Raw genomic sequence first — 14,224 nt, forward strand, 5'->3', positions numbered from 1 at the left:
TTCTGTTAAAATTTTAAGTTAACACCCATAAGGAAGGTACGAGGACTTGGATAGTAACCAAGATCGATACCCTGAACCCAGCTCTGCTCAGCACCGTAACCAATTTCAGGATCAAGACCGCCGTAGTTTGTAAATGTATACAAGTTGTTTACAGCAACGTAAAGTCTCATTTGCGATAGTGGTACTGATGGTAATAGTTTTTTAAAGTCGTAACCAAATGTTACGTTCTGAATTTTTAAATAATCTCCGTCTTCAATGTATCGGTCAGAAATCCACTGATTGTTGGTATGACTACCGGCTGATATACGAGGGAACGTGTTAGAAGTTCCTTCGCCGTGCCAACGTTGGAAAACGTCGGTAGTGTAGTTTTGCCAGTAACTATCAACAAACGAACGGTACGATTTTGCAATTTGCTGGCCAAGTGCTCCGTAAGTACTTACAGCAAAATCAAAACCTTTGTACGACATGTTGAAATTTAAACCGATGTTATAATCAGGGTGAGGATCACCAATCATTGTGCGGTCGTCGTTGTTAATCGTTCCGTCGTTATTGGTGTCAACCCAAATCAGGTCACCTGGTTGTACATCAGAAAGTACAGGGTTCCCGGCTGCCATGTAATCTTCAATCTCTTGTTGGTTTTGGAAAACACCAGCTGTTTTAAAACCGTAGAAATATCCGATTGGGTAACCTTCCTGTGCGCGGTACATTTCGTCAGTTCCCTGTGATAATACGTTCGACGAACCGTGAATAATACCTTCGCCGTTTGCAATACGGGTTACTTCGTTTTTGTTGTACGACAGGTTAAAGTTTACACCGTACGAGAAGTCGCTATTGATACGATCGTTCCATCCTAACGAAACTTCGTAACCGGTATTTTCAACATCACCACCATTAATATATGGTGCAGATGTACCGTAAATAGCCAGTGTTGGTGCAACAACTAACCAGTCTTTGGTTGTTTTCTTGTACCAGTCGAAAGTAAGGTTCAAGCGTGAATCCAGGAAGTGAGCATCGAAACCAAAGTCAAGCTGCTCTGATGTTTCCCATGTGATATCGGGGTTAGGAAGGATGTCTGCGTATCCGCCTGTTGCCGGACTTGTTACACTTGTGGTGGCAGTAACGTCATCCGAAAATTTGTACACGTTATATACGTCGAATGAAACGGTTGCCAAATACTGGAATGGAGAAATAGCGCTGTTACCGTTCTGTCCCCAGCTGGCACGTAGTTTAAAGTAATCCATCCACGAGCTGGTAGATTCCATAAAGTCTTCGCTACTTACTACCCATCCTGCTGATACTGATGGGAAATAACCCCAGCGGTGATCAGGAGCAAAGTTTGAAGAACCATCAGCACGCATGGTTACTGTGGCCATATATTTTTCCTGGTAGTCCCAACTGGCACGACCGAAGAACGACAATAAACGTCCTTCGCCCCAAGGTGAACCACCAATTGAAACGTTAGAAGTATTGTTTGCAACGTTGGTTAAGAAAGCATAATCGAAACCCTGAAGTGTTGATAATGCATCGTCGGCAGCAATACTGTTACTTGCATTTACCGACTCGCCATAACCGTGAGATTCGATTGACTGACCTACCAATACATTAATATTGTGTCCGCTTAATTCAGGCAAAATATACGACAATGTATTTTCGAAAGTGTACGAGTGGCCGGTACTTGCCGACTGCGAAACAGAATAGTTGGTACTGCTTGACGTACTACTTGAGCTATAAGGCTGAGAGAACGAGCGGTAGCTATTACTGTTTTGGCGGTAGTTAAACTGCGAACGTAGGTTTAATCCTTTAATTGGTTGAATAACCAGGTAAGCAGTAGCATTTAAACCGTAGCTGTTGCTCAGGTTCAAACCTCTTGATGTTGAAGCCATTTCAATGTATGGGTTACCCAAGCTCGAGTTAATGATGTTTCCATCGGCTACACGGTCGGTGTACGAATAAAACGAACCGTCTTCGTTGTAGGCAGGAATCAGTGGCGAAGCAACCATGGCATTGTGAACGTCGTTCCAGTAAATGTTTCCTTTACCAATACCGTTGTTGGTTACGCGGTTGAAATTCAGGTTTTCACCAAATTTAATGATATCAAGATCATTGTCGTTGCGGTAAATTACATGTTCCGAATTGATACGAGCTGTGTAACGTTCATAATCCGAAGCATAATCGGCTCCAAAAATACCATCTTGTGCAGTGTACGAAAATCCCATCGAGAAATTCGATACATCGCTACCACCGGTAATGTTTACAGCGTGGTTTTGAGTTGGAGCTTCATCGTTTGCCATTTCGTCGAACCAGTTAGTTCCCTTGAACGAACCATCCATAATCGAACTGTACAGTTCAGGAGACATCAACGATTCCCAGTCTTTCTGAGAACTTGAAACGCCAAAATCGTATTCATCAAGGAATGTAATGTATTCCTGTGCATTCAACAAAGAAGGTTTTTTGTAAATTCTTTGAATACCGTAGTAACCATCGTACGAAACCTGGATTTTACCGGCCGAACCCTGTTTTGTAGTAACAAGTACAACACCGTTGGCTGCACGTGCACCGTAAATAGCAGATGAAGCCGCATCTTTAAGGATGTCAACTGATTCAATATCAGATGGGTTTAAGCTGTTAATATCGCCTCCGGCTACACCATCGATTACATAAAGTGGCGATGCGTTACCGGTAGTTCCTAAACCACGAATGGTAATTTTATAACCACTGCCAGGCTCTCCGTTGTTCTGTGTTAACTGAACCCCAGGAGTTTGTCCCTGCAAAGCAGTTAAACTTGAAGTAGTACTTAATTTGGCCAGGGCTTCACCTTTTACAGCTACTGTTGCTCCTGTTACCAATTTCTTTTTCTGCACACCATAACCAATTACAACCACTTCGTCGAGGTCGGTTACGTCTTGCTCTAAACTAATGTTGATTGTAGTCTGATCTTCTACCGGAATTAGTTGATTTTTGTATCCGATAAAAGAGATTACGAGAACATCGCTTGCGTCAACGCTAAGTGAGAACTTACCATCGATGTCGGTTACAGTACCATTGGTTGTACCCTGAACGCTGACAGTTGCACCAATAACCGGTACATTGTCCTCAGCATCAACCACTGTTCCTGTAACTGTCTTTTTTTGCTGGCCGTCAGCCGAATTGGCATTGGCATACAAACTAGTCGACAGCATTAATACCATACTTAGCCCAAAAGCCAGCATGATTTTTAACTTAGAAAAATTCCATAAGAATTTTCTGCTAACTTTCATTTTTCTCATAGATTAATTATTTGATTATTTATTGAGTAATATTGAGTTTTGCTTGTGTTAGCGCTGAAAAATGAAGTATGGCAGGGATGGAATATGCCTGTCAGGCACCAAAGATTTTTCGAATCCTGATCTGTTCATAATTTGATAGTTTTAGTTTAATTGCCTTATTGTATATGATACAATATTGGGGCAATGTTATATAAATTCTGTTAAATTTCCTAGACCATAATAGAAAAGAATAGACTAGAACAGTTGTGTGTTGTAAAAACTACAATAAGAGGTATTAATTAACTGATTGGTTGATAATTGTATAGGGGTTATTTAAAATGAAGATAAATTGGATTTAGAGCCTATTTATTCAGAATAATTCTAAATGTAGTTCCTTTTCCTATTTCCGATGATTTGATAAAAATTTTGCCATTGTGGTAAATTTCAACAATTCGTTTGGCCAGTGAAAGGCCTAATCCCCAGCCGCGTTTTTTGGTTGAGAAGCCGGGATGGAAAATTGATTTCTGATGATTTTTTGAGATACCGCAGCCGGTGTCGGTAAGGTCGATATTTACCTGCTTTTCTTTGTCTTTTACATTGATGCTGATAGTGCCGTTGTTGCCCATCGCATCAATGGCATTTTTGCACAGGTTCTCGATTACCCAAGAGAACAGGGCTCCATTTAATGGCGTTTCAATGTAGGCGTTGGTATCGTAATTCAGTTCAAATTTTACCTTGTCCGAGGAGCGTCGTTTCAGGTACGAAACTGCAGAATTTAAAACCTCGATGAGGTTAACGCGCAGCAGCTCCGGTTTCGATCCGATTTTAGAAAAACGTTCGGTAATACGTTCCAGGCGCGAAGTATCTTGCTCCAGTTCTTTTATCAAATTTGGGTCAACGTCTTTCAATTTTAGCAGCTCAATCCATGCCATTAACGACGAGATAGGAGTTCCCAGCTGGTGTGCTGTTTCTTTCGACATGCCCACCCACACCTGGTTTTGCTCGGCGCGGTTAGTAGCCAAAAACGCAAAGTAGGCAACCAGTATAAATATTACTATAACAATTAACTGGATAATGGGGTATAATCGCAGGTTTCGTACAATGCTCGATTCGCGGTAGTACAACATCAGTTCGTAACCGTCGCCTAAATCAATGGGAATAGGAGCGGAATAATCTTTCATTTTTTCCAGTTCGCGTTGCAGCACTTCTTCTTTTTTGTCTTCGCGATATTTAATATTCCGGTCGGTATTATAAGTGCCGTCGGGGTTTAAAATAAGGATAGGAATGGTCGTGTTTTTCTCGCTAACCATACCCAGAAATTGCAGGTAACGTGTTTGAAGCTGGGTCATTTCAGGAGTGGTGACTTCCAGTGTAGCATTGTTGATTCCTTTTATCGCTTCAGCCCAAATTTCAACTTTGTTGCGTTCTTCGCTGGCCATTTTTTTGGTTAGCCAGTTGGTGTACAGCATCGAAGCCACTCCGATAAGAACAGCAATTATGAGCAATAAAATTTTTCCTCGTCGTCGTTTAAGATAGATGTCCAATGCAAATGGTTTTTAAGTACACTTTCAGAACGACCTAAAGTTAAAAATATTATGCCGATAAACGGAATTACAGAACCTAGGAGTGTTCGAATAAAGGAATAATAGAATGGAGGAGGATTTAATGTTTATGCGATTTTCGTTTTACCAACCAATTCTTTAACGGTTTTAACAATGCCTTTTGCATCGATACCACATTCCTGGTACAATTCATCGGGTGTTCCGTGTTCGATAAATTTATCGGGAATTCCCAAAATTTTGATTTTGTTGGTGTAGCCATTCTCTGCCATAAATTCAAGAATTGCACTTCCAAAACCGCCTTGAATGCTGCCGTCTTCAATGGTTACAATCTGATCGAAGTTCTCCATTATTTCGGTGAGCATTTCGGTATCGAGTGGTTTCACGAAACGCATATCGTAGTGAGCTGTTGAAATATCGTTTTTGGCCAGACTTTTTACTGCACGTTGAGCAAAGATTCCGGTCTTTCCTATCGACAGCAAAGCAATGTCGCTACCATCGCTTAATTTTCGGCCTTTACCAATTTCAATCTTTTCAAACTCCTTTTGCCAGTCGGAAATTATGCCGCAACCACGTGGGTAGCGGATCGAAAATGGCTGGTTAATTTCTTCCAGCTGTGCTGTGTACATTAGGTTGCGCAGCTCAATTTCGTCCATTGGTGCCGATACGATCATATTAGGGACCGAACGCATATACGCAATATCAAAAACACCATGATGTGTAGGTCCGTCTTCTCCCACCAATCCACCGCGGTCGAGACAGAAAATAACGGGTAAATTCTGGATGGCAACATCGTGAATCACCTGGTCGTAAGCGCGTTGCATAAATGTTGAGTAGATATTACAAAACGGAACCATTCCTTGCGCGGCCAATCCGGCCGAAAAAGTAACAGCGTGCTGCTCTGCAATTCCCACATCAAAAGCACGCCCCGGCATTTGTGCTATCATTTTATTCATGGAGCAGCCGGAAGGCATTGCAGGCGTTATTCCCACAATTTTATCGTTTTTCTCTGCCAGTTCAACCAAAGTATCTCCAAACACATTTTGGAATTTTGGTGCCTGATCAACATTGCAATCGCACTTGTAAATTTCGCCGGTTTCTTTATCGAAAATACCCGGCGCATGCCATTTTGTTTGATCCAACTCGGCTTGTTTAAAACCTTTACCTTTTTGGGTGATTACATGTAATATTTTTGGTCCCGGAATATCTTTCAGGTCATTTAATGCATTGGTTAAATATTGCACATCATGTCCGTCAATCGGGCCAAAATACCTGAAGTTGAAGGCCTCGAAAAGGTTGTTCTCTTTCAGGATCATATTTTTTAGTGCGTGCTGGTTTTTCTGAATAAACCGGCGTGTTTTCTTACCAAATCCATCCAATTTTCCCAGTCCTTCCCAAACATCGTGTTTCATCCGGTTGTAGGTGTCCGACTTGGAGATGTTGAGCAGGTATTTATTTAAACCACCAACACTTGGGTCGATGGCCATATTGTTGTCGTTCAGAATTACCAGGATATCGGCATTTTCGCCTCCGGCGTTGTTCAGCGCTTCAAAAGCCATTCCGCCGGTCATCGCGCCATCGCCAATTACGGCAACCACTTTGCGCTCTTCTTCACCTTTAATTCTGGAAGCAATGGCCATTCCTAAGGCAGCAGAAATAGATGTTGACGAGTGTCCGACACCAAATGCATCGTACTCGCTTTCTGTGCGTTTTGGGAATCCGCTAAGTCCTTTAAATTTCCGGTTGGTATCGAATTGGTTTCTTCGCCCGGTAAGTATTTTGTGTCCGTAAGCCTGGTGACCAACATCCCAAACCAACTGATCGTAAGGCGTATTGTAAACATAATGCAAGGCAACTGTCAACTCAACAACACCCAGACTGGCACCGAAGTGCCCCGGATTGGTTGAAACCACGTCGATAATATAATCGCGCAACTCCTGACAAACGTCCTCGAGTTGTTCAACCGGTATTTTTTTTAGATCGTCGGGATTGTTAATTGATTCAAGCAGCTTCCCCTTCGCGTCTTCCATTTTTCCAATAATTACTGAAACAATAACAACTGTTCTGCCACAGTTTGTTCACTGCAAAAGAAATAAAATTACTCGTAATATAATATGAGATATTCGATGTTATATAAATGAATTGATTTGAACGAGGCCTTCGAGCGTGAGCATAGGCTCGCTGGCTTTAATATTTTTTGTTAACGGAGCAATTACCGCACTTAGCCCACCGGTGGCTACAACGTTAAGCGATTCGCCCAATTCTTTTTCGGTACGTTCTATCATCGAATCAACTAATCCGGTGTAGCCAAAAATAATTCCCGACTGAATGGCATGAATAGTGTTTTCGCCCAAAACCGATGGCGGAGGAGCGATATGAATTTGTGGTAATTGTGCTGTTTTTCCGGCAAGGGCACCAACAGCTGTGCGCAAACCGGGAGCAATGGCAACTCCTAAAATTGCTGAATTTTTACCGATAGTGGTGAACGTTAATGCAGTGCCAAAATCGATTACCATAGTATTATTGCCATATTTCTGATAGGCAGCTGTGGCATTGGCAACCAGGTCGGCCCCAATTTCGTATGGGTTGAGAACTTTTATAGGCAGTCGATCGTAAATGTCGGGATTAATGTGGTTGATTACCGCATTGTCGAATAGCCCCGATAACATTTCGCGAAACGGGTGAACTAGCGAAGGTACCACACTGCTTAAAATGATCCGCGATATTTCTGTGCGGCAGATTTTCCCTGCCGTTAGCAGCGACCGGAAAATAACCTCGTATTCATCGGCAGTTTTCAGCTGATCGGTTTGAATGCGCCAGTGGTTTACCCATTCTTCATCTTTGTGAATTCCAAAAACTATATTCGTGTTTCCTATGTCGATTGCCAGTAACATAATTCGTGTATTAAAATTTCAAAAGTACCTTTTTCTGTCGTCAGTTGCGAATGATTACGGGATTTTTGAGCATTTCGGGCCTGTTGTTTTCTAAAAAAATTAGTGTTAATTTTAGAGCTAGTGCTAACACTATTTCTAAAATTATGCAAGAGACAAAAAATCCTTTAATTTTTCTGATCGAAGACAGCACCGTTTACAAAGATCTAATTGTTGGTTATTTGCAATCGAAAAAGTATTCGAATCTGAAAGTTTTTAAAAACGGGGAAGAATGTCTCAAACACATCCACTTAAAACCTGATGTAATTATTCTTGATTATGCGTCGGAAGGAGTTAACGGCTTAGAGTTTATGCTTCATGTGGAGCGCGACCACAGCCATATTGATTTTATTTTTCTGAGTGCGCAAAACAAAGTGGATATTGCGGTGAAAATTATGAAACTGGGTGCCGGCGATTACATTATTAAGAATGAACAGGCACCGAAAAAACTGGTTGAAGCCATCGAGCGTTTGAAAGATTCGACAAAACGCGAAAAACAAACTTTTGGATTCAGACTGGGCGTAATCGGTTTTTTTATTTTGCTGTTCCTTATCATTATGATCATCACATTTGTATCCGTATTTTTGACCTAGGGCTGTGATTCTAATTACCACCTTAGGCACATAGAAATCATTCGGTTTTATTACCTCTGTTAAATTGTTCTATTGTCAAATGGTAAAACTGAAAACTGCGAATGAAAACTTGCTACCCGCTTCTGCAATCTGATATCGTTAATCTTTATTCGAAATTCATTTTTTAGCTGATTTTTTATGCGATATGTCAGCTCTGTAGGTTTGAGGTGACGAACGTATTTCGAAAAATGTTACCTTACGAGCTTCATCAAAATTTATCAAAAAATGGCATTTGTTTCGGTATTAAAAGGATACAGCAAAAGTTTCTGGACTTCTAACACTATTGAGTTATTCGAGCGTTGGGCATGGTATGGTTTTTACCTGGCTTTTCCGCTGTTTTTAGTAGGATCAACCGATACAGGTGCACTTGGTTTTTCAAATGCAGAAAAGGGAGCCATTATGGGAACCAGTTCGGCGTTGTTGTATTTTCTGCCGGTAATAACCGGAGCCATTGCCGATAAAATTGGCTACAAAAAAATATTGTTGCTCGCCTTTACCATTTACATTTCGGGTTTTTTGATGATTAACAGTTTTAATGGCTACTGGCCGGTTTATTTTGCATTTATGTGGACCTGTGTGGGTGGTGCATTTTTTAAACCAATTATTTCGGCCATGATTGCGAAAACAACCAATGAAAAAACTGCCTCAATTGGTTTTGGTATTTTTTATATGATGATCAATATCGGAGGATTCATTGGGCCTTTCCTTGCAGGGGCATTACTAAAATTAAGTTGGGCGATGGTTTTCTATATGTCGGTTGCAGCAATCGGTGTAAACGTTTTGCTTACCTTGTTCCTGTTCCGCGAGCCGGGAGTTGAAAAAGATGGAACTTCATTAGTACAAAATATTGGTCAGGCTTTCAAAAATATATGGATCACGCTGCAGAACTGGAAATATGTATTGTTCCTCGTGATCATGATTTTGTTCTGGACAGCTTTTAATCAACTTTATTATTCGTTTCCAATATTTGTCGATCAGTGGATTGACACAACTTCAGTGTACAATGGTTTACATGCTGTTTGGCCATGGCTTGCTGAAGCTATTGGTGATAACGGAACGATCAGTGCCGTATCGATGACAAGTATGGACTCCTTTTTTATTATTGTATTCCAGTTAATGGTTTCGGCATTTGTTATGCGCTTCCGTCCGCTGGCTGCAATGATGGGTGGAATTTTAGTTCTTTCCGGCGGAATTGGATTAATGTTCTCAACACAAAGCGGCTGGTTGATTTTATTGGGTATTTTAATTTTCTCACTTGGAGAAATGGGAAGTTCTCCAAAGTTTACCGAATATGTGGGAAAAATTGCTCCCGCCGATCAGAAAGCACTGTATATGGGAACTTCATTTTTGCCAATTGCTGCAGCCCATAAATTGGCAGGTTGGCTTTCGGGTGATTTCTATGAAGGAATTGCCGATAAATATTTCTTGCTGCAAAAGGAAGTGGTTGAACGTGGAATGCAGTTTCCGGCTGAATATTCTACCGAATTTACTAAAAACGACTTTTTTGCGCAGGCAGCCGACAAGATGAACATGACTCAGGTGGAACTGACCAATTATTTATGGCAAAACTATAACCCATCAAATATTTGGATGGCTTTTTCGGGCATTGCAATTTCTGCCGTTGTTTTCTTGTGGTTGTACGATAGGTTTGTAATGAGGGGAAATTAGATCTCTGCGATATATCTCCATGGTTTGCTAATCCATGGTTCGCCGGCATATTCAATCCCAACTCGGGGAGCAGTTGTGAATTGTGGTTTCGATCCCGAATCTTCAATCCATATTCTTTGTGAAGTTTCGAGGTTTTCACCATAAAAAGACTTGTCGAGTTGTAGCGCCCGGCCAACTCTTCCCGGCCCTGAAATACCTTCCACGCCGCGAATCAAGACTGCGGAAGAATCTCCCGGTTTTCCGGTGACAAAATTTAGCATCCAGTACATTCCGTAAATCAGGTAAACGTATACTAGACCACCTTCGTCGAACATCACTTTGGTTCGTTCAGTTAATCCTTTGTTGGCGTGACAGGCTTTGTCTTCGCCTCCGCGATAGGCTTCTGTTTCGGTAATCTTATATTTTTCAATTGTGCCATCCTCAAAACGCCGTACTAGTATTTTACCGAGTAAATTGGGTGCAACTTCGGTTACATCGCGCAGAAAGAAAGAATTCGATATTCGACTGGAATCTGTTATCATATTTTATATCTATCGGGTCGGAAATGTGCAAAATAAAAAACGTTTGACTTATTCTGTGCACTAAATTTATACTTTCTTTATTAGGAATAGTATTCTTCAATACGAATCAATAAGAGCACTGGATGAACTAATGCTGGCAAAAGCAGAAGTCAACTAGATTTTAAGGCTTGATTCAAAAGACTTGCCGGAAGTGACAAAGCACGCCGGTGCACGAACCTATCGTTTCATAATAATTGATAGCAACAAAGTTGAAAGGAATGGGTCTGGTGTTGAGGATGTGGGGAGAGTGTTCGGTTGACAGAGCGTATTTGCAAGACCGAGGAGTTTTTCCAATGTGATTACTTTTGTTTTGCAACATTGATATGGAGATTGTGTAGTTTGCCAAATATTCGTACAGTGTTGGTTGTGAAATACTGAAAAGGGTAAATTTTCTACTGTTCTTCTGTATTATTGAAAGGGAATCGGTTAAGTTTATAAAATCATACATTGGTTCATTTTATAAAAATTATTCCAAGTGCTTTTTTTTCTTTTATATTTGTATGCAATTCATAAATCTAATCTGAAAAGATGAGACAATCGGCGAAAAGAAAGGCCAAACAAAAGAAAAAAGACAGTCAATTATCAAAGTATGAATTTCTAAAGCGACCTCCCAGAAGTTGGCTGGGATTTTTGTTTCGTAATCTACTAATTGGATTGTTTTTCTTTTTACTGTTTTCTAAAATCTATAATTCACCAAAGTTTAGAGGGTATCCATGGTTATGGAATAACTTTATTGTTGCGAATTGGAAAGTGATGGAGGAGCACCCTGATTTTACATTTGAACAAAAGCAACAGATGAAAATGGGTTATTTTGCAGCTTATTTACAATATATCAATAAAAACACCCCTGATTCTGCCGTTATTCTGATGCCAACGCCCGACATCGTGAATGAAATAGGTGAGAAAGATAAGAAGCGAGATATAAAATGGTTACGTTCAAAAAGACATACTACTTACATGATTTATCCCCGAAAAGCGGTTTATGAAAATTCACCTCGGGATTCAATTTATTTGGATAAAATAACCCACGTTGCTATTGTGGGAGGGCAGCGTTATGATAAACTCCCATATCGTATTAAAAATAGACCAGCGTATACTGTTTTACCTTTAAATCCCGATGATCTAAAATGAGTTATTTAAGTATTTTATTAGCATTTCTACTAGGATTTAGTTTTTTAAGATTCGTTGCGGGCCGGTTTTCTTTTATTGAAATACTTGGCCTGTCATTTCCAGTGGGTATAGGTGTAGTTACCTTTGTAATGTTCTTGTTAAATATATTGGGAATAACTTTAAGCCGAACTAACCTGATAACTGCAATAGTGCTGATTACCGTTGCGTTTTATTATAAATTGATAATGAAACCAAAGCTTATTGTCGAAGGATATAATACGATCAGTAAAAAAACTTTTTGGCAGGTTGGACGATTCAATCTGATATGGTTTGTATTTGTTCTGGCTGTAGTTGGTGTATTGTTTTTTGTGACTAAGAAAAGTCTTTACACGCCAACATTTTCAACCGATTCCGTTAGTTCTTTTGATTTGTATGCAAAAGCAATTGCACATGAAGGCACACTCCTAAACTCTCTGATTTATGATAAAGCAGTTGGATTCGGAGCTGCATATCCTCCATTAACAGCATTTAGCTTATCTTATGTCTATATTTTTGGTTTTCAATCCTCGAAGATTATACCTGCTTTGTTGTTTATATCTTTTATTGTTTCTTTTTATTCGTTAATTCTTAAAAATATATCATCTACCCCAGCGATAATAGCCACATTTGGATTGGTTGTTGCTCCGGAATTACTAGCGCAAAGTGCACTAAATACTACAAGTGTTCCTAATGCCATGTATGCTTCATTGGGGCTCATGGCTTTATTTACATGGTATAAAAGAAATGAGATGAAGTATTTTTATCTATCAATTATTCTTCTTTCGTTTAATGGTTGGATAAGGAGTGAAGGGATTGTGTATATTCTAACGGGATTATTATTTGTGTTTTATGTACAACTACCAAAAAGGCAGTTCAAAAAAATGTACTTATATATTTTGTGCTTAGTCCCTTTTGTAGCGTGGCAATTATTTTTGAAAATGAATGCTGCTTTAATGGAGCCATTCGTACAAGTTAATATCAGTCTAGTTCCGCATCTTGATCCCGAATATTTTTCTAAAATAATTAGGGGTGCTTTGAAAAACTTTTTTCATCCGAGTTATTATGGTATAACTTTTTATACATTAATAGTGGTTGGGATAGTTAATATTTATGGTGTTATCAAAAAGAAAGAATCTTTTCTTCTTCTGGCCTTGGTAGTTTTGCCTATAGTTGCTTATTTGATCTTATTAAATCAATTGCATCTAAAAGCTGATTCTATAGAGGCTATTATGAGTGCATCTGCAAAACGGTTTTTCTTCGGTACTGTAGCCATGATATGGTTTTATGTTTTCCAGATTTATCCTTTTAATAAGGTTTTCAACGGACTGGAAACTTTTTTGAGTGTACCTGTAAAATCGAAAGGAGATTAAATTTATTTTCTTATTTATTACAGGATTTCTTTTTAGTATTAACAATATATAAACACCGATAATAATTCGAATATGAAGGTAGCTGTTATTATACCGGCCTATAAAGTAAAAAAACACATTCTTGAATTACTTGGAGAAATCGGCGAGGAGGTGGACTTCGTTATAGTGGTTGATGATTGCTGCCCTGAACAAAGTGGAAAATATGTTGAAGAATCGTGCACTGACCTGCGCGTAAAAGTGGCCTACAACAAAGAAAATCTGGGCGTTGGTGGAGCCGTAAAAACCGGATTTAAGCTGGCACTACAGGAAGGGTATGATATATGTGTTAAACTTGATGGTGATGGTCAAATGTCACCTCATTTGATAAAGCGCCTCATTGATCCAATAACTAAAAAAGAGGCAGATTATGCCAAAGGGAACAGGTTTTATAACTTAGAATCATTAAATAAAATGCCTGCGCTTCGTTTGTTTGGAAACAGCGCACTGTCGCTTATTAATAAATTTGTTAACGGATATTGGAACATAATGGATCCGACCAACGGATTTATTGCCATTCATAAAAATGCATTGCGTTTGTTACCGCTGGATAAAATAGAGAATCGATATTTTTTTGAAAGCGATATGTTGTTCCGCTTGTCAACGATCAATGCAGTAGTTACCGATATGCCAATGGATGCTATTTACGAAGATGAAGAAAGCAATCTAAGCATATCACGTACTGCTCTTAGTTTTCCTTCTAAGTATTTAAATCGTTTCCTGAAAAGAATATTCTACAATTACTTTCTTCGCGATTTCAACATCGCCACGCTAGAAATCATATTTGGAACAATTTTTCTTTGTTTTGGGGTAATAGCGGGCACTCATTTTTGGATAAAAAGTTCTGTTTACGGAATTTTGGCCACCACCGGACAGGTAATGATTGCTTCGCTACCCATATTAATCGGGTTTATTCTGTTAATGTTGGCTGCCCATGTCGATGTGGCATCAACGCCAAAAAAGCCGTTGTGCCTGGTTGAAATGGATTAGTATTTAGGAGCAAAAACCGGAGATGAATTATTTTCTTAATAAGAGTATCCGAAATAGCATTTTTATAATATGTAGTTTGCATTTT

The 14,224-nt window shown here is 39.6% G+C and carries 10 protein-coding genes; 5 read left to right on the top strand and 5 right to left on the bottom strand.

Annotation, left to right across the window (positions count from 1 at the left end; genetic code table 11):
- Nucleotides 1-5: 5 nt before the first annotated feature.
- From QZ576_RS03755 to QZ576_RS03770, 4 genes are all read right to left on the bottom strand, one after another.
- Nucleotides 6-3,266 carry a TonB-dependent receptor gene (locus QZ576_RS03755; protein WP_297094203.1) on the bottom strand — a complete coding sequence of 1,087 codons (3,261 nt, stop codon included), beginning with the start codon at nt 3,264-3,266 and terminating at the stop codon, nt 6-8.
- A gap of 341 nt (nt 3,267-3,607) precedes the next feature.
- Entirely contained in the window at nt 3,608-4,789 is a 1,182-nt protein-coding gene (locus QZ576_RS03760; protein WP_297094205.1) for a HAMP domain-containing sensor histidine kinase, read from the bottom strand.
- A gap of 125 nt (nt 4,790-4,914) precedes the next feature.
- Nucleotides 4,915-6,834: a 1-deoxy-D-xylulose-5-phosphate synthase gene (gene dxs, locus QZ576_RS03765; RefSeq protein ID WP_297094207.1), complete on the bottom strand. Its 1,920-nt coding sequence runs from the start codon at nt 6,832-6,834 to the stop codon at nt 4,915-4,917.
- Nucleotides 6,835-6,933: 99 nt separating this feature from the next.
- On the bottom strand, nt 6,934-7,698 hold the full coding sequence (locus QZ576_RS03770; protein WP_297094209.1) for a type III pantothenate kinase: 765 nt from the start codon (nt 7,696-7,698) through the stop codon (nt 6,934-6,936).
- Between the two features lie 143 nt (nt 7,699-7,841).
- On the opposite strand from QZ576_RS03770, the gene QZ576_RS03775 reads away from it, so the two are divergent.
- On the top strand, nt 7,842-8,327 hold the full coding sequence (locus QZ576_RS03775) for a response regulator (protein ID WP_297094211.1): 486 nt from the start codon (nt 7,842-7,844) through the stop codon (nt 8,325-8,327).
- A 264-nt stretch (nt 8,328-8,591) separates the two neighbouring features.
- Entirely contained in the window at nt 8,592-10,034 is a 1,443-nt protein-coding gene (locus tag QZ576_RS03780; protein ID WP_297094213.1) for an MFS transporter, read from the top strand.
- Here the strand turns inward: QZ576_RS03780 and QZ576_RS03785 are convergent.
- Nucleotides 10,031-10,555: a DNA-3-methyladenine glycosylase gene (locus tag QZ576_RS03785; RefSeq protein ID WP_297094215.1), complete on the bottom strand. Its 525-nt coding sequence runs from the start codon at nt 10,553-10,555 to the stop codon at nt 10,031-10,033. The two genes, QZ576_RS03780 and QZ576_RS03785, sit on opposite strands and share 4 nt — an antisense overlap.
- A 567-nt stretch (nt 10,556-11,122) precedes the next feature.
- Here QZ576_RS03785 and QZ576_RS03790 point away from each other — a divergent pair.
- The 3 genes from QZ576_RS03790 to QZ576_RS03800 all read left to right on the top strand — a co-directional run bounded on the left by QZ576_RS03790 (nt 11,123) and on the right by QZ576_RS03800 (nt 14,139).
- A complete protein-coding gene (locus QZ576_RS03790) occupies nt 11,123-11,725 on the top strand; it encodes a hypothetical protein (RefSeq protein WP_297094217.1) in 603 nt (200 codons plus the stop codon).
- On the top strand, nt 11,722-13,113 hold the full coding sequence (locus tag QZ576_RS03795; RefSeq protein ID WP_297094219.1) for a glycosyltransferase family 39 protein: 1,392 nt from the start codon (nt 11,722-11,724) through the stop codon (nt 13,111-13,113). Before QZ576_RS03790 ends, QZ576_RS03795 begins: the two co-directional genes overlap by 4 nt.
- A gap of 72 nt (nt 13,114-13,185) precedes the next feature.
- Complete coding sequence (locus QZ576_RS03800; protein WP_297094221.1) at nt 13,186-14,139, top strand: glycosyltransferase family 2 protein; 954 nt, start codon at nt 13,186-13,188, stop codon at nt 14,137-14,139.
- Nucleotides 14,140-14,224: the final 85 nt, after the last annotated feature.

Source organism: uncultured Draconibacterium sp. (assembly GCF_913060805.1).
In the GTDB taxonomy this organism is placed as follows: domain Bacteria; phylum Bacteroidota; class Bacteroidia; order Bacteroidales; family Prolixibacteraceae; genus Draconibacterium.

Excerpts from the sequence above, each read along its gene's own strand:
- QZ576_RS03755 (WP_297094203.1), bottom strand. The coding sequence starts at position 3,266 with ATGAGAAAAATGAAAGTTAGCAGAAAATTCTTATGGAATTTTTCTAAG.
- dxs (WP_297094207.1), bottom strand. The coding sequence starts at position 6,834 with ATGGAAGACGCGAAGGGGAAGCTGCTTGAATCAATTAACAATCCCGAC.
- QZ576_RS03770 (WP_297094209.1), bottom strand. The coding sequence starts at position 7,698 with ATGTTACTGGCAATCGACATAGGAAACACGAATATAGTTTTTGGAATT.
- QZ576_RS03775 (WP_297094211.1), top strand. The coding sequence starts at position 7,842 with ATGCAAGAGACAAAAAATCCTTTAATTTTTCTGATCGAAGACAGCACC.
- QZ576_RS03780 (WP_297094213.1), top strand. The coding sequence starts at position 8,592 with ATGGCATTTGTTTCGGTATTAAAAGGATACAGCAAAAGTTTCTGGACT.
- QZ576_RS03785 (WP_297094215.1), bottom strand. The coding sequence starts at position 10,555 with ATGATAACAGATTCCAGTCGAATATCGAATTCTTTCTTTCTGCGCGAT.
- QZ576_RS03790 (WP_297094217.1), top strand. The coding sequence starts at position 11,123 with ATGAGACAATCGGCGAAAAGAAAGGCCAAACAAAAGAAAAAAGACAGT.
- QZ576_RS03795 (WP_297094219.1), top strand. The coding sequence starts at position 11,722 with ATGAGTTATTTAAGTATTTTATTAGCATTTCTACTAGGATTTAGTTTT.
- QZ576_RS03800 (WP_297094221.1), top strand. The coding sequence starts at position 13,186 with ATGAAGGTAGCTGTTATTATACCGGCCTATAAAGTAAAAAAACACATT.